The sequence below is a fragment of the Rhodopirellula sp. SH410 genome (assembly GCF_055811895.1).
In genome coordinates this window covers 5,376,862-5,394,743 of record NZ_CM147949.1, presented here as the reverse complement: position 1 = coordinate 5,394,743, position 17,882 = coordinate 5,376,862, and the positions used below count along the sequence as shown (strand labels likewise).

17 protein-coding genes and 2 tRNA genes are annotated in these 17,882 nt (G+C 54.9%); 9 read left to right on the top strand and 10 right to left on the bottom strand.

Features of this window, described 5'->3' with window-relative positions; all coding sequences use genetic code 11:
• Positions 1-242: 242 nt before the first annotated feature.
• The 5 genes from SH410x_RS19670 to SH410x_RS19650 form a co-directional block, all read right to left on the bottom strand.
• Entirely contained in the window at positions 243-1,187 is a 945-nt protein-coding gene (locus SH410x_RS19670; RefSeq protein ID WP_473670132.1) for a DUF1559 family PulG-like putative transporter, read from the bottom strand.
• 50 nt (positions 1,188-1,237) lie between these two features.
• Complete coding sequence (locus SH410x_RS19665; protein WP_473670130.1) at positions 1,238-2,989, bottom strand: ArnT family glycosyltransferase; 1,752 nt, start codon at positions 2,987-2,989, stop codon at positions 1,238-1,240.
• Positions 2,990-3,012: 23 nt separating this feature from the next.
• Positions 3,013-3,798 (bottom strand): DUF1573 domain-containing protein, encoded by a 786-nt coding sequence (locus SH410x_RS19660; RefSeq protein ID WP_473670128.1) that lies wholly within the window; start codon positions 3,796-3,798, stop codon positions 3,013-3,015.
• Positions 3,795-4,358 (bottom strand): hypothetical protein, encoded by a 564-nt coding sequence (locus SH410x_RS19655; protein ID WP_473670126.1) that lies wholly within the window; start codon positions 4,356-4,358, stop codon positions 3,795-3,797. The genes SH410x_RS19660 and SH410x_RS19655 overlap by 4 nt, the downstream gene beginning before the upstream one ends.
• Positions 4,359-4,568: 210 nt before the next feature.
• Entirely contained in the window at positions 4,569-5,705 is a 1,137-nt protein-coding gene (locus tag SH410x_RS19650) for a hypothetical protein (protein ID WP_473670124.1), read from the bottom strand.
• Positions 5,706-6,424: 719 nt separating this feature from the next.
• Here SH410x_RS19650 and SH410x_RS19645 point away from each other — a divergent pair.
• The gene (locus tag SH410x_RS19645; protein WP_473670122.1) at positions 6,425-6,685 is read left to right on the top strand and encodes a hypothetical protein; all 261 of its coding nucleotides are present in this window, start codon (positions 6,425-6,427) and stop codon (positions 6,683-6,685) included.
• A gap of 191 nt (positions 6,686-6,876) precedes the next feature.
• On the opposite strand, the gene SH410x_RS19640 is transcribed toward SH410x_RS19645, so the two are convergent.
• The 3 genes from SH410x_RS19640 to SH410x_RS19630 form a co-directional block, all read right to left on the bottom strand.
• Positions 6,877-7,350, bottom strand: a complete 474-nt coding sequence (locus tag SH410x_RS19640) for an HNH endonuclease (protein ID WP_473677357.1) — start codon at positions 7,348-7,350, stop codon at positions 6,877-6,879.
• Positions 7,351-7,466: 116 nt separating this feature from the next.
• On the bottom strand, positions 7,467-7,964 hold the full coding sequence (locus SH410x_RS19635; protein ID WP_473670120.1) for a hypothetical protein: 498 nt from the start codon (positions 7,962-7,964) through the stop codon (positions 7,467-7,469).
• On the bottom strand, positions 7,942-8,166 hold the full coding sequence (locus SH410x_RS19630) for a hypothetical protein (RefSeq protein ID WP_473670118.1): 225 nt from the start codon (positions 8,164-8,166) through the stop codon (positions 7,942-7,944). The genes SH410x_RS19635 and SH410x_RS19630 overlap by 23 nt, the downstream gene beginning before the upstream one ends.
• Positions 8,167-8,357: 191 nt before the next feature.
• On the opposite strand from SH410x_RS19630, the gene SH410x_RS19625 reads away from it, so the two are divergent.
• From SH410x_RS19625 to SH410x_RS19605, 5 genes are all read left to right on the top strand, one after another.
• Entirely contained in the window at positions 8,358-8,714 is a 357-nt protein-coding gene (locus tag SH410x_RS19625) for a hypothetical protein (protein ID WP_473669212.1), read from the top strand.
• A gap of 86 nt (positions 8,715-8,800) precedes the next feature.
• Positions 8,801-9,922 (top strand): transposase, encoded by a 1,122-nt coding sequence (locus SH410x_RS19620; protein WP_473670116.1) that lies wholly within the window; start codon positions 8,801-8,803, stop codon positions 9,920-9,922.
• Positions 9,923-10,227: 305 nt separating this feature from the next.
• Complete coding sequence (locus SH410x_RS19615; protein ID WP_473670114.1) at positions 10,228-10,512, top strand: hypothetical protein; 285 nt, start codon at positions 10,228-10,230, stop codon at positions 10,510-10,512.
• Between the two features lie 7 nt (positions 10,513-10,519).
• Positions 10,520-11,506, top strand: a complete 987-nt coding sequence (locus tag SH410x_RS19610) for an AAA family ATPase (protein WP_473670112.1) — start codon at positions 10,520-10,522, stop codon at positions 11,504-11,506.
• 15 nt (positions 11,507-11,521) lie between these two features.
• Positions 11,522-14,005, top strand: a complete 2,484-nt coding sequence (locus tag SH410x_RS19605; protein WP_473670110.1) for a S8 family peptidase — start codon at positions 11,522-11,524, stop codon at positions 14,003-14,005.
• A gap of 9 nt (positions 14,006-14,014) precedes the next feature.
• Here SH410x_RS19605 and SH410x_RS19600 read toward each other — a convergent pair whose 3' ends face one another.
• Positions 14,015-14,287, bottom strand: coding sequence for a hypothetical protein (locus SH410x_RS19600; RefSeq protein ID WP_473670108.1), 273 nt, complete (start codon positions 14,285-14,287; stop codon positions 14,015-14,017).
• A gap of 509 nt (positions 14,288-14,796) precedes the next feature.
• A tRNA-Arg gene (locus SH410x_RS19595) sits at positions 14,797-14,870 on the bottom strand.
• A gap of 205 nt (positions 14,871-15,075) precedes the next feature.
• Between SH410x_RS19595 and SH410x_RS19590 the strand changes: the two genes are divergently transcribed.
• The 3 genes from SH410x_RS19590 (at position 15,076) to tgt (ending at position 17,694) form a co-directional block, all read left to right on the top strand.
• Positions 15,076-15,149 (top strand) — tRNA-Thr (locus tag SH410x_RS19590).
• A 98-nt stretch (positions 15,150-15,247) separates the two neighbouring features.
• Complete coding sequence (locus SH410x_RS19585; RefSeq protein WP_473670106.1) at positions 15,248-16,579, top strand: tetratricopeptide repeat protein; 1,332 nt, start codon at positions 15,248-15,250, stop codon at positions 16,577-16,579.
• A gap of 5 nt (positions 16,580-16,584) precedes the next feature.
• A complete protein-coding gene (tgt, locus tag SH410x_RS19580; RefSeq protein WP_473670104.1) occupies positions 16,585-17,694 on the top strand; it encodes a tRNA guanosine(34) transglycosylase Tgt in 1,110 nt (369 codons plus the stop codon).
• Positions 17,695-17,882 lie beyond the last annotated feature (188 nt).

Sequence of the window (17,882 nt, the reverse complement as noted above, 5' to 3'; positions counted from 1 at the left end):
GATCCTTGCACATGCCACAGGAGCCAATGATTCAAACTTGCCATCAATGGTCACGTTTTTCAGTCAGAATGCTTTGGCCTCCGCGCACGCGCAAACTAAATGCTGGGTGGCCCTTTTTACTTTCTTGGGTGGCCCTGTTTGCTGCTTTTTACTTCTCTTACTTCCGGCTGGAAATTAAATGCGCTCACCCCGCCGGGCATCGATACGATCTTCTTGTTCGAAGGACCGCTGGAGCGATTCTCTCAGGGTGAATGGCCGGACGACTCACGATCCTTGCGATTGCCCATGGCCTGCCAAAGATTGCCATCGATCTCGTAGCCGACAAATCGAACCGAACCGTCGCAATACAGGGCATTGATGCCGGAGGGATGTGCCGCGCCGAAACGCTCGATGTCATCAATGTTGACGGCATCGGGAAGTGGGGTGAAGTGCGTCCACCGACGAATGTCCGCGTCATCGCCAATCAGTATCGTTTGATCGTCCCCAAGTGACTGACCGGTTTCGTACAAACCGGCTGGCACCAATTTTTCCGCGACCGCAAGGGTCTGCGACGTACCATCAAAAATGTCGCGTTGCGAGATTGAAGATCGCACAAACGAGATTCCAGAAAAAGCGGTTCGTCGTGGTTGTGGCAGCAAACGCAGTTCGGCGACGGTTCGGGGGCCGGGGCCGACACTCACGATCCGGTCGCCAGCACAGATCGCGTAATCCGATCGGCTGCCGACCAAGGGCGTCGTGGCATTCCGGATCGGAATGGTTTGCTGAGTATATGGGTAGGCTTTGGCGTCACGGCGAGACGGGCAGTGGAACAAGGCGAGCGGAACCTGGATCGCGCGATCTCTCCTCTCGCGACTCTTCGTTTCTTCCCAAAGTGTCTGTTCCTCAACAAAAGGTAGCAAACCGTGAATCCAGCCACCTGGACCGTCTTGGCCACCGGTTCCTGATTGTTGGGCGTCGCCCACCCAACCCCATCCCCAACCATCCGATGGATACTGACGATGCATTGCTTCGAAACTATGCAATCCGATTCCCATTTGCCGCAACTTGTTCGAACAACTCATTGTTCGAACGCTCTCCCGAGCATGTTGCATTGCGGGCAGCAGCAACGAAATTAGGATGGTCGTGATGGAAATAGAAACCAACAACTCAATGATCGTGAACGCTGATCGGTTTTCTTTGTCGTTCATTGTGGCATCCTCATTTTTAACCCTGGTTAAGTGGCCGATAAAAATGCCGCTCACTCGACCGGCAGACGCGGCAAAGTGCCATCGCGAAACTGGTCGGCCAAGGCGTCATCGAGATGAAAGACGAGATGCGTGTTCCCGATTGAGTCGTCGGGTCGTCTGTATCTGAGATTGTGGTAGGGGCTACGCGGATCCAGTAAGTGTACCATGCTCACCATGTGCCAACCTTTCACCGACGCAGTCGTCCCCATCACAGGTTCATCCAGGTCGGTATCCACAGCCCCTTCGAATCGCACGTGGTCCGCGACAACGCCGTAGCCAGAAAGGTCGCTCGGATAGCCCACCGTTGCGATCGACAACGGTCGGCAAGCGGGATTTTCGCGGCACCAGCGACCCATTTTGAACGCGTCTTGGCCCCAGTCCGTAGCGTTTCCGTGCAGCAGGTACCGCCCGTTCTTGGGACCACCTGCGATCGCATTGTAGTACGATATGGAGCTAGACGAGAAGTAAATTCCCGTCATGACGTTCAAGGCGACGACCAGTGCAATCAAAGATCGCGGGAACATACTCGTGAACGCATACCAAGATCCGCCAGCGGCAATGCAAACCAAAGGCAGCGAAATCAATGCATAACGCTGGCAGTAATTTAGGTCCGTTCGCCAGCTCAGAAAAATAAACGCGCCGATCGCGAGCAACGCAATTGACAGCAATAAGTGATTGTCACGGGGTGAGATAACTCTAAAAATAAGTGCCGCGCCGCCAAGAGTAGCGAGAAGTAAAATCCCAGTCGGAAGTTTTAGGAAAAAGTACCAAAGATAGAACAGCGGAAACCCGTCGGCTTTCCACTGGCCGAGAAGGTACGGGTAAAAGGCGTTGCGTTCGAAGTCGTAGTACTGGGCATCAATGCCTCGCACGAACTCGCGTGGCAGCGGAATGGGTACGTTGCCCAACCATCGATCGTTGAAAATATTTCCAAGTCGAGCCTGGTTACCAGACGCACCATTGAGCCGATGCGAGACGAATTCGTATTCGCCGAAGAGCGTGAAGGAACCTTGCCAGCCGTAGCCAAAATTGATGACAAGAATGACCAAGAATAAAAGCACCCCAAATCCGCCGAACTGGCAATGAAAACGAACCTCCGATCGTTCGAAAAGCTTCAACCCCACGCCACCGATCAGTATTATCGGCAGAGCAATCACGAGCGTTGTTTTGACCAATAGGCCGATGCCGACCACTGTCCCCAGAGCAACGCTGGAACCAAGTGTCGGCGTTTGCCACCAGCGCGACGTCAACACGGCAACCGCCACTAGCATCACCGCTGCAGCAATATCCGGAGGAATCAACACCCCATGTGCCAACACGAGCGGGCAAAATGCCCAGGTTAGCGCCGCAATCCATCCCGCCGCATCACCGAAAATCTGAACGCCCACCCACCACAGTAAAACAGTGCCTGCCAACGGCCAGAGCAAGTTCGCAAGCCTCGCCACGCGCAACGCGGCAATCGCTTCGACGGGTTGTGTCGAGAAAAAATGAGCCCCCAAAAGAAACTCTTTTCGCATCGATGGCACGTCCGATTGAGCCAGTCCGGGCCAGTCGTAGCCCGGAAAAAACGACACCGGCAACGTGGCCCACATGCGGCACAGCGGCGGATTGACCGCATACAGGCGAAAATCTTGCGTTCGCCAATGATTGACGCCGGATATAAGATGTCCCGGTTCGTCCCACGTTGCCGACCAGCGAAACACCTGTGGCAGCATGGTCAGTAGCTGACAAGAGACAATCGCCGCGAGTGCGATCAGTCTCATTCTACGGCAATTCGGCGCGAGGGTCATGGAACAGTCGTCGAATCGGCGGCGACCAGTGCATCCGTTGCAATCCGACCCGACACTTGAAAGTGGTAACTCAACTGCCCGTCCTCGGTCTCGCCAACCAACCGTAGATGGTCGGTGAACGGCCCAGCGGCACCGTCCTTCGGTACTACATAAAGGTCGATGGATAGATCATTGTCGAGGGAAAAAACTTCCGGGATGAAGTAGTCACCTGCGCTCGGCCTATTCTCATTTTGGCTTACTTCGAGACGTAGCGAACTCACCAGCTGGATCGGCCGGGCGAATCCACCAAAATGGAGCGTTGACACCGATGGCATCTCGTCACTCGACGGCCAAATTGTCCCCAGAAGCAGCGACTCTGGTTCAACATAAGAACTTGGTGTGACCACATAGGTCACCTCAAACTTGAGTGAATCAGCGAGAACCGGTGCCGTTTTCAACTCTCCGTATTGAACGCTCGCACCTACCTGCGGCTTGGAAAGCTCCAGTTCGAACTCGAGGCGTTCACCTGAATCGAGGATCGAAGGTTCGAAATTCGATGACAAGCACCCGCAACTGAGTTCAATCTGATTGACTCGAACAGAAGTCTGACTGTCATTGATCACCACCATTCGCTTGGTGGGTCGCGAAGTTTCATCAACCGTACCAAAGTCAACTTGAGTTTGCTCCATTCGAACCGAACCAGGCTGGACATCGACTTTTGCGCCACATCCGATCACCTGCGCAATGCCGAACAGGGTGGCAGCAAGCAGCAGGGTCGGTTTCAAACGATTTGCAGAATTCACAGTGATTCACTCTCACCGGTAGGAGTTGGTGCCAGTGTTCTCGATGCCGAGATCCACCAGCAAAGAAACAATGCTCCCACTATGCACAAAATTAGTCCAGTTGCACGGAGAACGCTCAGTTTTCCTCGGATAAATGAGTCATAGGGGCGGTAAACGAATTGGATTTTCGCCGGGTGATTGAGTGACGTCAGTTTTTCAAGCGTCAACTCGACATCTGAACCCCAGACAGGATCGATCAGGATCACGTTTTCATCACCCCAACTTTTGACGACATAGAAATGTCCGGGTACTTCTGCATCTGTTCGCGAAATGTCTTCCGCAGGCAAGAGAATCATTGCTTGGCAGCCGTGACTCTTCAAGCGACGAATCGTTTTACGCGTTGTTGCGAGGTTCATCGCCTTGGCTTGATGTGTTTTCGGCGGCAGTCTCTCGTCGGAACCAAACGCTTCCAGCACCATTTCCATTGCCTCGGCACCGCAGCTTAGGAACGCGGGATCAATAACTGGCGTAGTGGATCTTGTTAAAGATCCATCCAGAACAGGATCTTTAACAAGATCCACTACGGTAAACCCGTCACTTATTGTTCGTGGCAGCTTACCCGACCATCTGAGCTATTGATGATATCTTTCGATTCCACTTCTACGCCTTGACCCGTTTCTGCGCCAGACGGAATTCCGCTGAGGAGGGCCCAAAACGACAAAACAGCAAGGAGCATCCATGCCGTTTGGGTCGTGGGTAACCGGTTAGAAGTGAGATTGATCATCTTAATCTCATTTAGTTGGCAGGCTTCGAAAGCGGCGGTAACCTACCCATGCGAGCAGCGTGATCGCAGCAATGTTCGCCAAATACAGAAGGACCTTTGCCCATGAAATTTCAGAAGAGACAGGGACTTGGTGAGTGATGAGATATTGTCGAATCTTGTCGCTTTCCGCTGTTGTAAAAGGGACTTCGCTGAAACCCCGGCGAACACTCTCGTGACTACTGAAATTTTGCACATAAGACTGTGCGGGGCCACCAAATGAGGTTCCCGTTGGGACGTCGAGTTCCCACAAACCGTGGTAGTCTTTGGGCAATCGTTCCACGTGCTCCACGGTGACATGAAATCTTTGTTCGCCAAACTTGATCTCAACCTCGGTTGGGATCAGCAAGCCTTCGATCACGTCGAGCGCGAGAACCGAACGTGCTTCGAGAGCCTCTCGTGTCGATTTCTCCACCGCTGGAATCTTCGACTTGACACTCAAAACTTTGAGAACTTGTACGGTCGGTTCCGTCGCAACCAACATTTCAACGGTCATTCCGCCCGCCTTAGGCCGAAGTGATTCACTGTATTTGTATCGAATTCGCTTCGCGGGAAATCCGAGAAATTCATCGTTACCGAGCACTTGAAAACTGAGGTTCCTTTCGGCTTTGTCTAATGTGCCAAAAGACCGATCCATCGGGCCACTAAAGATTCCCGTTTGCAGGCTAGTATGGTAGTGATTAAACGGTAGATGACCGAAGCCGATACCCGCAGTCATGATCACTTGACTCGTACGGAGTCGCGGCGGTTCTTGAGAGATGTACTTTCTCTTGAAATTTCCCACGACGCCATCGGTGACGACGGCGAAAGAGTCCGCTATTTCGTCGTCGTCGATGTGAGGCTCCCCGGGGTTCGGAACGAGTGACTCAACGCTGACCGGACGTAGGTTTTGGACGTCGCTCGATACTCCATAGACTATTCTCAATCGCATCTGTTCCGTCGGCTTGCCCGGGACAGAATGCGTTGCCTTGGCGGTAATCGCAACGCCCTCGTAGTCTTTCCATCCTGTCAAGAGTCTCCTGAGCGATGGATCGCCGTCTTCTGCCGTCGCGAGTGTCGTAGAACCGGCGACTAGCATAACAATCATCGGAACAAAAAATCGATTCATAGTTAACCTTCCAGCATGGGTCGACGGGAGCAACGTGCCAAGGTGGATTTGTCCATAACCAATTTTCACCGCAACTCGCATTCACAGGTCTTATACGACAAAAAGGTTGGCGAATATGAGCCGACCGCAACGCACGCTTCTCGCCATCGCTGCTGTTCGCGATGTATCAAAGTGTCGCGAACCGTATCTTGCCGTTTTACTGCTTCCGAATCGTTGTAGACAACCGATTGCTGAAACGGCTCAAACACTGTTGCTCATTCTTCAGTAACAGATGCCACCAAACCAAAACCGAGCACTAGAAGTGGACGAATAGGTCGTTGCAAATAAATTTTCATATCCCCTGTGATCTAAGAAAGAAACTGACGGCTACCGGCTAAACGACTCAACCCGCCTGCCTCCACGATGTCCGCTGAAACACGAGTAAACGTCAGGGTATACCCCCCCCCGCCGACGTCAAGTAGCTGGGTGGATTATTCCGTTGACTTCTTTTAAGGTGAGTTCATTTACTCGTAGAGAGCGGTAGGGAAATTTTGATCATGGATGCAGTTGACAGATCCTAAATAGCAGCGTTCGCGAGACGTTTGTCGCTAAGCTCTTGTTCCATTCGGATCGCTTATTTAAGGCTGGAAGACCGGAGAGGTCAAAGGTGTCCGGAACTCGAATGGCGTAAACTTAGTGAGACGACGGCGCTAGCTGCGGGTTCTTTCCTAAGTGTCTCGTTGGCGAGCTATCTGGAATTGCTCGACTGGACAGGCCGTCAACTCCGCAGTGACAAGGTCGGTGCGATCCCCGCGCACTTGCAACCGATCCTCACACGCATGGGCTTGGATACCCATGCCTGGTGCGACGTCGTGAGCCGATTTGGGCGGGTGTTCAAGCGAGCAGCGGGCAGCCCAGAACACCTCGCCGAGGAAGCCAGTCGTCGCGGTCAAGGTTGGCTCTGCGCCCGTAATAACCCACTCGGGATATCTTCGGCCTGACCCGCTCGGAAAACCTTCCGCTTTGATTCCCTCCGGGCTCGCTGCTGCGCCGATATCGGAGAATCGGATCAGAATCAGCCAGATGCTCGGTGGCGGCATTCTGCGAGGACCGGATCGTAGTTAAATCGGCCGAAAAACAAGCCGAAGGCCTGGCTGAAAAGTGGGTGGCCCTTTTCCTCTTCTGTAGCTCGTCAGTATTGGTCAGGAAGCTCGCCGCGTTCGCGTTTGGCGTGCCAGCTCTGGTCAACGCCTGTGGGTAGCGTGTTTCGAGGCGGCCGCAGAAGACGCAAATTGGGAAGGATCGACGGGAAACCGGTCAATTGAAGCAGCAGTTCTGGATCATCTTGTTCAGCCAATTGAACGATTCGCAACCAGCGTTGTCGCCAACGACAAAGCGTCGGTGAATTCAAGTCAAGCTGCAGAATCATCCGCTTGGTTTCAGGATCATTGGTTAAAAGCGTACCGTCCGAAACTGAAGTAACGGTTCCACTCGTCAAACAAACAATTGGATCGTTGATTCGACGGCTCCCTTTGACCGAGTTGCAGCGACGACACGCATAGACAAGGTTGGCGTAATCCAGTTTCCGCTGAGGTGCCAATGCCTGAGGATCGAAGTGATCTAATTCGAAATCCGAAGTCACCTGCCCCCACTCTTCCCGGTTCAAGCAATAGACGCATCGAAAGCAGAAATCATCGCGAAGCCAAGGGCGGAATGATTCGTAGCTTCGGTAACCGACCGGGCCATGTCGGCGGGTCGGGTTTGGGGCGGGATAATCAAAAATCAACCGCCTGATTCCCCACGACGCATTGAAAGCAGCTTTCGGTGCAGAGCTCTCGCTCCCGCCATCGGCAAATTCGCTTCCGAATCAACGACCGCTCGCATTGCCTCCGTCAATTGAGCCAGTTCAATTTGCTCCACAACCGTGATTGTTCCTTGGATTTGCCCATCAATCAGATCCATTCGACGATCATTCATCGAAGGAGTCCACTGCGCCTTCACATCGGGTGCGTGCGTATTTTGGACCGCCGCGATCGCCTTAGCGGCCAATTCAGGGAATTCCGTGATTCCCATTCCCGATTCCCGAAGCGTTTCAATGACCGCGTGAAGCGTCGCCGAATGATATTCCTCCAGGGTAGCGTTATCCGATAGCGGAGCGACCGAGTCCAGCAAGTTGAACTCAAAGTGCTTGAGAAACTGCCGCGACCAAAAATCTTGATCCTCGGAAATGGATTCACTGTCCGGATCGGTTGTTTCGCTAGGCAGCTTTTCGGTTGACATCGGCGGTCTGTTCCGTAGCGATTGCGGCCATCAGCGACTGCAACACAGCCGGGGCCGCCTGTTGATAGTGCTGTAGCGTTACACGATCTGAGGAGCCACCTTGGGCGGCGATTTGCTTCGCCTGCTCGCTCACTTCGTCCGCAAAAGTGGTTTTCCATTGGGCGAGAGCCTTAACGGCCCGAGTTTCGATCGAAACCTTCATTTGCAACCTCCTGTTCGCATGATGCCGGTTCTACCGATTGTGCTGGTTCTAACGGTCTGCCGCAAGATCAGTGCGCAATGAAAACCGCCCCCGAGTGCACCTGACGGTTTGCAATTGGCATGGCCTTTGATCTGTAGATCGGTCAGAATCCCGGTTTCACGGTTCACTTCGGATAAACCAGGAGGGCTAGGATGGCCATTTCACCCAAGAATCGCGCTCGAGCGCTCGAGCTCGCCAAGGAATTAAATGAAATCAATGGTGGTCGTTACCACGACGACGGGACGCCCAAGACCTTCGATGAGCTGGAAATCGAAACCAATGCCCTAACCGATCTGCTCAGTTCGATGGCACTGAACGATTCGGCCAAGGATCTGCCCGACGAAGAAAAGCCCATTCGCTGTCCAAAGTGCAAAGCCGTGCCCAAGCCGCACGACCCTGACGACGACGAGCCGATGATCATTCAATCCGCTCGCGGTGAAGTCGAGTGGATCAACGAAGGCTTCTATTGCCGGCGATGTCGCCGGTCTTTTTTTCCCTCGGCTCGCTGAATTGGCGCTTCGCGTTGAAGCCACAACGAGAATAGGGACAGGCAATTAAATAGTTGCCTTCGGTCGTGGCTTGCGTACCATTGCCGATGGCTTCGCTGCTCAAAACCGTGACGCTGACGGAGGTGATGAAGATGCCCAGGCAAGCTCGTGGGGAAGTGATCGATCCAAATGAGGTTCAGATCCTCCACTGTATCGAGAGGTGCGTCCGCAAGGCGTGGCTCTGCGGAACCGATCCCGTTACAGGAGAGTGTTTTGAACACCGCAGGGGCTGGATCCGCGACCGAATGGAGTTCCTTGCATCGGCGTTCGGTATCGATTGCCTGACCTTTTCGATCATGAGCAATCACCTGCACCTCGTTTTACGAAGTCGCCCGGACGTCGTCGTGGCGTGGTCGGACGAGGAGGTCGCCCAGCGTTGGCTGCGACTGTTCCCCGCACGTCGCAACCCCGACGGCAGCCCCTCTGTGCCGACGACAGCGGAACTGAATACGGTCCTGAATCAGCCGGAGATTCTAGCCTCGCGGCGTCAGCGATTGTCGGACGTGAGTTGGTATATGCGCTGTCTCGCCGAGCATATTGCTCGCCGCAGCAACGCCGAGGACAAAGCTCGCGGCCACTTTTGGGAAGGTCGTTTTCGGGCACAGGTACTCCTCGATGAAGCGAGTTTATTGGCGTGTGCAGCCTACGTTGATCTCAACCCGATTCGTGCCGCCATGGCGGAAACGCCTGGATCGAGCGAGTACACCGGCGCCAAGGACCGGATTGATGACTTGACTCGATGCTCCGATCGAACCCGCCAAAGCACCCATGACTGGGAGCGAAGCCGCGGTCGCCATCGCAGCGGCTGGATGAGTCCGATCGAAATTGACGAGCAGAGCGACCCCGTCGGGCCGCACCTGGACCATTCGGGCAGACGAGGCAGCCTGAAAGGTTTCCTAAGTGTCTCGTTGGCGAGCTATCTGGAATTGCTCGACTGGACGGGCCGTCAACTCCGCAGTGACAAGGTCGGTGCGATCCCCTCGCACTTGCAGCCGATCCTCACACGCATCGGCTTGGATACCCATGCCTGGTGTGACGTCGTGAGCCGATTTGGGCGGGTGTTCAAGCGAGCAGCGGGTAGCCCAAAACACCTCGCCGAGGAAGCCAGCCGTCGCGGTCAAGGTTGGCTCTGCGCCCGTGACAACCCACTCGGAATATCTTCGGCCTGACCGTCTTCGGAAAACCTTCCACTTTGATTCCATCCGGGGTCGCTGCTGCGCCGCTATTCGAAAATCGGATCAGAATCAGCCAGATGCTCGGTGGCGGCATTCTGCGAGGACCCGATCGTAGTTAAATCGGCCGAAAAACAAGCCGCAGCCCGGACTGAAAAATGGGTGGCCCTCTTTTCGCTCTTTTCGTCTTTTCCGCTCTTTTCCCCTCTGGGTGGCCCTCTTTTCGCTTTTCGCTCCGGGGATTCACTTTCGGTGCCGAAAGTCCGATACTATGGATAGGCAACGCTTTCGAAGGAATTCCAATGGCAATCGCTCTGAAGTTCGGTACTGACCACCTGGACGAACTGGGGAGGCGGATTCGCGGACGATTGGAACCGGGCAAGGGTGAGCGTCCGGGGCGACCAAGCGACCCGTCGTGGACGGTTCAGCGAAAGCTCTCGATGAACGACGAGACACTGCGAACGTTGGAATTGATTGCTGACTCTGTCAGCACGGATTCCCGACGCGTCAGTCCGATGCAGGTTGCCGCTATGTTAATTGAAGACGGAACGCAACGATTGCGAAGCGACGTAAATCAGAGAGGGTGAAGCCAAGATGGCTACCGCACAACAACTCAAAGCACTGCTTCAAAGCTACAGCGAAGCCGATGGCGAAATGTTCGTCTCGATTGCATTGCAGATTGCTGCGCACGAAGCGAAGGCAGGTAAGGGAAGACTTGCAACTGAGATCAAGCGTCTAGTTGACGACATCAAGATCAAACACAAAGAAGCAAAGGTCGGCGGGTCGGTTCCTATTTCGCGACCGGCTGGCGAACTGGCGACCCTGCTGTCGGCAACGTATCCGGGAACGAAGCTCTCAGAGATGGTGCTGGCACCAGAGCAACGTCAGTCGTTGGAACTGGTTCTACACGAATACCGCCAACAGTCCAAACTACGAGAACACGGTTTGTCGGCACGCCGCAAACTGCTGCTGGTTGGCCCGCCAGGTGTCGGGAAGACAATGACTTCTTGGGCACTGGCCGGTGAATTGAAGCTTCCCCATTTCACGGTTCAACTGCATTCGTTGATCACGAAGTTCATGGGTGAAACGGCAGCGAAATTGTTCGCGATCTTTGAGTCGATGCGGCACACTCGGGGCGTTTACCTATTCGACGAGTTCGATGCGATTGGTTCGATGCGTGAAGGCAGCAACGATGTTGGTGAAATTCGTCGGGTGCTCAATTCGTTTCTTCAGTTCCTTGAGCAGGATGAATCGGATAGCCTCATCGTTGCCGCAACGAACTTGGAAGCGATCTTGGACGATGCGTTGTTCCGGAGGTTCGACGACTACATACGCTACGAGCTTCCGAAGGCACCGGAGCTTGAACTTCTCATCGAGAATCGGTTGGCTGCGTTTTCATTTGATCAGCGAAGCATTCAGAAAGCTTCGAGCATGGCAGAGGGATTGAGCCATGCTGAAGTTTGTCGAGCATGCGACCAAGCAGCGAAGATTGCGGTATTGGCAGATCGACGAAACATCGGTCCCGATGATTTGGCTTGTGCTATCGCGACCCTCAGTAAACGAAAACAAGCGGTCAGATAGGCAACGAAAAAACGAATGGCTGACTCTCCTCACTTTGTTCTGAAGGACACGCGGCAATCGGTGGACTATACAGCGGTCAATCGTGGCGGCACTCCAAAGACCAGTCCGCCACGCCCTGAACGCAAAACTCACGCCAATCAACTTCTGAAGTCGCTGGAGCAAGCGGAGAAGACAGCGACCGCTCGTCAATCAACTGAGCCAGCAAGAGAAGGGCTTCAGTTCATTCCCATGGTTTTCGACCAGAGTTCCGTCTTTGCCCTTGAGATTGAACAGCTCGAAAACACCTCATCGGGCACACGGATCGTCAGTGCGAAGGAACGGGACGGAAAGAAAGAATTCCTCGTCGCCGTGCCCAATAGCGAAGTCAGCAAGTTTGCTGACAAGTTCAGGGACTATCGAGACAAAGAGACTACGAAGAAGCAGACTCCGCTGAACGAAAAGCTGGCGTCAAGCATCACCGAGATCGACGCCGCTGAGCTAGAGGACTATTGGACGGATGCCTCTGAAACGCTGCCAACAAGCGACAAGGCTTTATGGTGGGAGGTTTGGCTCAACACAGAAAACGCTGACAAAGATGTTGCAGCGTGGTTTCGGGAAACGGCGGGCAAGCAAAAAATCACTGTGAGTTCGCAGCAAGTTGGTTTTCCGGACAGGATTGTCATTCTCGGCTACGCGAGTTTTGACCAATGGCGGAGTTTCCCCGGCTTGCTCAACTTCTTAGCCGAACTACGCAAGGCAAATATTGTCGCGGGCGAATTCACAAGCCTGCCGCCATCGGGACAAGTGGAGTTCATCAACAATCTGATCGGCAGGACAACCGTCGCCTCGGCGAACGAGGGACGCATTTGTATTCTCGACACGGGTGTGAACCGTGGTCATCCGTTGTTGGAACAGTCTTTGACCACCGAAGACACGCAAACGTGGGAAGCTGAATGGGGAGCCAGTGACCATGACGGGCACGGAACGGAGATGGCGGGGGTTTGCCTGTATGGATCGCTCCGTGATTTGCTCTACGGCGATGAGGGGGTTGAACTAAAGCATCGGCTCGAATCAGTGAAGATTCTTCCTCCGCAAGGATCAAACGATGCACCCGACTATGGGCCGATTAGCGTTGGGGCCATGGCACTCGCGGAAATCGTTTCGCCGAACAACAATCGCGTTTACTGCATGGCAATTACTGCTCCCGGCGATGATCAGTGGCGACCGACGCTGTGGTCGGCGTCGATCGACCAAGCAGCCAGCGGTGCGAACGACGGTGTTCGTCGCCTGATTGCGATCTCCACCGGCAATATTCGCGAGGATACCGGCAAGAACTATCCGCACGAGAACTACGTTTCCAGTATTGAGGACCCGTCACAATCTTGGAACGCTCTGACTGTTGGAGCCTACACCGAGCTTGCTTGGATGCAGGAACCGGGCCTGGAAGGCTATTCGCCGATCGCCAAACCGGGAACGCTTTCGCCGGGAAGTCGTACGTCGATGTGTTGGGGTGAATCGTCGTGGCCGTACAAACCAGACGTCGTGTTCGAGGGGGGTAACTACGCAGCGGATGCAAGTGGGTTTATCACGAATGCGGATGACCTTGAGTTACTCACGACTCGCTCTGACCCCAATTCGAACGCATTGCTTGGGACGACAAGAGACACGAGTGCCGCGACGGCACAGGCTGCCCACATGGCGGCAACGTTGCAGGCCGAGTACCCAGCTTTTTGGCCAGAAACAATTCGAGGATTGATCGTACATTCAGCAGAATGGACGCCACAAATGATCGGAGAATTCCCAACCAGCGATCGTCGAAATCGCGTTCGTGTTTATGGGATGGGCGTTCCCGACTTGCAGCGGGCGAAACGCTCCGCTCGTGGAATCGCAACGATGGTGATCGAGGATCGCTTGCAGCCATTCAAATATGGATCGTCTGAGAACAAAAGTCACGAGATGCACGTGCATGACTTGCCGTTACCGCGAGAAGTGCTTGAAGAATTAGGCAGCACTCAAATCAAGATGCGAGTAACGCTCTCTTACTTCATCGAGCCGAACCCGCCGCGTCGTGGGTATGTTGCTCAGTACCAATACGCTTCTCATGGGCTACGGTTTTCGGTTCGCCGCCCTCAGGAGACTCCAAAGCGAATGACTCAGCGATTGTCGCGGGCACTATGGCCGATCGGTGAAGACGGGAAAAAGCACTCTCCGGGAACCGTGAGCGACGACCGCAATTGGGAACTGAAGGAAACGGTCGCAACGCGAGGTTCAGTTCACTCTGACTACTGGAGTGGAACGGCAGCTCAGTTGGCCTCATCTAATTTGATTGCGGTGTACCCCGTCACCGGATGGTGGCGTTATCGTCGCGACCAGTCGGTCGTAGAGAAACAAGCTCGCTACTCTCTGATCGCGACCATCTCAACTGATGACTCCAAAGCCGACTTGGTCAGTATGATTGCAAATGAAATTGAAAACAGAATCCAAGCCAAAACCGCAATTGAAACAACGACTGATCTTTAGCCAAGGCTGTCAAGTCGCCGTGTCGCTTTCGTCTCCACTCTCGTCCGGCGGCGAATTTTGCAACTCAACGATTTGCTCTCGAAGTTCTTCGATGGTTGTTTGCAGCGATTCGATTTCCGACTTCAGGTCGTCGACTTTGCCTTCGCTCTCCGACCGAACGTCCTCAATTTCAGAAGCGAGCCTCGAAGTGGCTTCGGCAAATGGGTTTTTGAACAAACGTGCGTGAGCATTTTCGACCAGACTCGGTCGAAGTTCGGGTGACAAGCTCTCATTGATTTCCATGAACGGAAGTGCCTCCGGATTCTGGCCAGGTTGACCAAGTGCTCGAAGAAAGAACCGAAGTCCAGGCGGACTGAATGTCACGTACAGACCAGGCTGCTGCAACTTTCGATGGTCACGGCCTATACGTGATTCAGCGATACCGATGCAGCGAGGCGAACCTGCGCACCACGTTCCACAAGATCGTGCGGTGTGCTGGCTTGGCGGTGTTCCAGAAGGCGTTCATGGCACAGCGAGCGAATCGCCGGACTGAGCTGGAGCGACCGGGCAATTTGCCAACCACGTGCTCAATAGATGGTTCGGTCACTCTGGGGCGGTTGCCGAGACTCACTACCTGCAAGTCACCGAGGACGACTATGTTGCTGCGGTTGGCGTTCCAGTTGTGCCTGCGGGCGATTCCGTAGGCACATCTGGGGAGTGCCTAGACCAGTCCCGAGGCTGCGAAGGCACGAACAAAACCGCCAAAACCGGGGTTTTGCGGGGTCGCGATGGGGGCAGTGAGCGCACGAAAATACACCCCAGAGGATTCGAACCTCTAACCTTCGGTTCCGTAGACCGATGCTCTATCCAATTGAGCTAGGGGTGCATGGGCGGGATGAGCGGTGCGAATATTCGCGGTCGCTGGTGGCCTGCCGTCGGACGGGAAGAGTAGAGATTCCACCGTTGCTTGGCAAGGGGGAGTTGGCTTTTGCTGCAGATATTTTTTTGGGGGAGGGTGCAAAATATTTTCGCGGGCAGGGGACCGCTTGACGACTTTGCGTGAGTTTCGATAATCTACGCGCTTCGCAATCGCCAGCGTAGCTTCAATTGGCAGAGCATCGCATTCGTAATGCGAGGGTTGCCGGTTCAAATCCGGCCGCTGGCTTCTATGCATTCGAGTCCCGTTCTGATCGCGGAACGGGATTCGACGGCAAAATCATGTCGGAATTGCGAATAACTCCTTTCCTTTTGGGAATCTCACATATGAGCGAAGTCGATCTCGATGTGCTCGACTTGAAGCAGTTGGTACTCACGAGCAATGCCTTCGGGCCGAATGAAGTCAGTGAGATTCGCAAGGCGATTACCGAGAATTACGGTCATTTCTCGGAACTTCGCGATGCCGTGCAAGAATTGGAACAGGACGAAGCGTTGACCCCAGCGGCATGCACCAAAATGGGTGTTTGCCAGTTTTTGCTGGGGCGTTTCCAAAGCGCCTTGGACACGCTGAGCGCTGCAGACGGCAGTGCGATGGCGTTGTTCTATGCCGCTCGCTGCCGCTTTGAACTGGGGCAATACGAGGAGGCCATCAAGGCTTACGAGAGTGCCAAGGTTTCGGGTTACAACGAGGACCAGTGCAAAATCGGTGTCGCCGAAGCGAAACGCTATTCGGGCGAAATCGAACAGGCGATGAATATCCTCGACGATATTTTTGGCCCCGCTGAGCAATCGGCGGACTACATGTATCAGCGTGCGGCGACCGCAGCGTTGATCGGTGGCCGGATGGATGAGGCGATTAACCTCTACCAGCGAGCTGTCTCAACGGACGAAAACCATGCGGGGGCTCTGTTCGGTCTCGCGTTGGAGAACGATCGCCTGGGCAACGACGAGGAGGCTCTGCAGCTTTACGAGCGTGCTGCCAAGGCGTTCCCAACCGGTCTCGGAGCACTGACAAACCTCGGTGTGATGTACGAGGATCGCAACGAATATGACAAGGCACAGTTGTGCTACAAGCGTATTCTGGATTGCTTCCCGGGTCACCCGCGGACGGCACTTTACATGAAAGATGCGTCGGCCACGGGCAATATGCTCTACGACGAAGAGGCACAGCGTCGCAACGATCGTCTGACTCAAATTCTCAGCATGCCGGTCACGAACTTCGAACTGAGCGTTCGGAGCCGCAACTGCTTGCAGAAGATGGGCATTGAAACGATCGGTGAACTGACTCGTCACAGCGAGCAAGAGCTACTCGGCAGTAAGAACTTCGGCGAAACCAGTCTCGTTGAGATTCGCGAGATGCTGCAGCAGAAGGGCTTGTCTCTCGGTCAATTCGCCGGCGAAAAGAAGGCCAGCGACCCACCGATCGATACGTCGCACATGTCGGCGGACGAGCAAGCGTTGCTGGAGCGTCCGATCGCGGATCTGAATCTGTCTGTGCGTGCTCGCAAGTGCATGACCCGGTTGCAGATCAATTCGATCGGCGAGCTGATCCGTAAGACGGGTGACGACATGCTCGAGTGTAAGAACTTCGGGGTGACGAGCTTGAACGAAGTGCGTGAAAAGCTTGCTGATCTCGGCCTGAAAATGCGTGGCGATTGATCGGAGTGTTTCACTTCGATCTGCTGCAAGAAAGCGAAGGAGCTCGCCGGGGTGTGCTTCACACGCCCCGTGGTGACGTGCAAACGCCGGCGTTCATGCCCGTCGGTACGGTTGGGACCGTCAAGGGGCTGACTATCGATCAGGTCGCCGCAACAGGCGCGGACATGATCCTCGGTAATACGTATCACCTGCGGTTGCGCCCCGGGCATGAAACGGTCGCCAAGCTCGGTGGCCTGCATGCGATGTGTGGCTGGGAAGGCCCCATTCTGACCGATTCAGGCGGTTTTCAGGTCTTCTCGCTGGGGGCGCTCAATCGGGTGACCGAGGAGGCGGCGACGTTTCAGTCGCACCTCGACGGCGCAAAAATTGTCTTGACGCCGGAGCATTCGATCGAGATTCAGCAGGCCCTCGGAAGCGATGTGGCGATGGTGCTCGACCACGTGATCGCGTTGCCGGCATCGGCCGCGGAGGTCGAGGACGCACTGGCGAGATCGATCCGTTGGGCGCGCCGCTGCCGAGAGGCGGCGGATCGGCCGGAGCAGGCATTGTTTGCAATCGTCCAAGGTGGACTCGATCCCGTTCTGCGCCAGCAATGTGCAACGGAACTGGCCTCGATGCCGTTTGAGGGCTATGCCGTTGGCGGTCTGAGCGTGGGTGAATCCCCTGAGGAAATGTACGCCACCGCAGCGGTGACGACGCGTTATTTACCGACCGACAAGCCGCGGTACCTGATGGGGGTGGGGACGCCTCGTGATCTGATCGAGAACATTGCTCGGGGCATCGACATGTTCGACTGTGTGATGCCGACTCGCAATGGACGCAACGCTCTGGCGTTTACGGACGAGGGGCCACTGAAATTGCGGAATGCGGTGCATCGTGAAGACCTTCGCCCGATTATGGACGATTGTCCCTGTCTGGCATGTCGCCATAGCCGAGGCTATCTGCGACATCTTTTCAATGCCAAGGAGATGCTGGGGCCGATCCTGCTATCGCATCACAATTTGATGTACTACGGTCGGCTAATGCGTGAGGCTCGCGCGGCGATTGAAGCCGGGCAGTTTGGTGCGTTCGCGAGCGGGAAGCTCACGGGCTGGGGTTTTGAGCCGGTGGTTTAGGAACGGTCGGAAGATAAGTGGCCGAACGCTCCGCGGTCGGAAGGGTCGACCACGGAGCGTTCGGCCACAGTATCAGGCGGTAGTTTCCCGCTCGTTCCCTTAGCCGGTTGCTCGGGGGGGGGCGCGTGGGTGCCTGGTTGTTGGCGTGATGAGGGGAGTCGCGGGGTGGCTCGCTCGGGACAATGGTC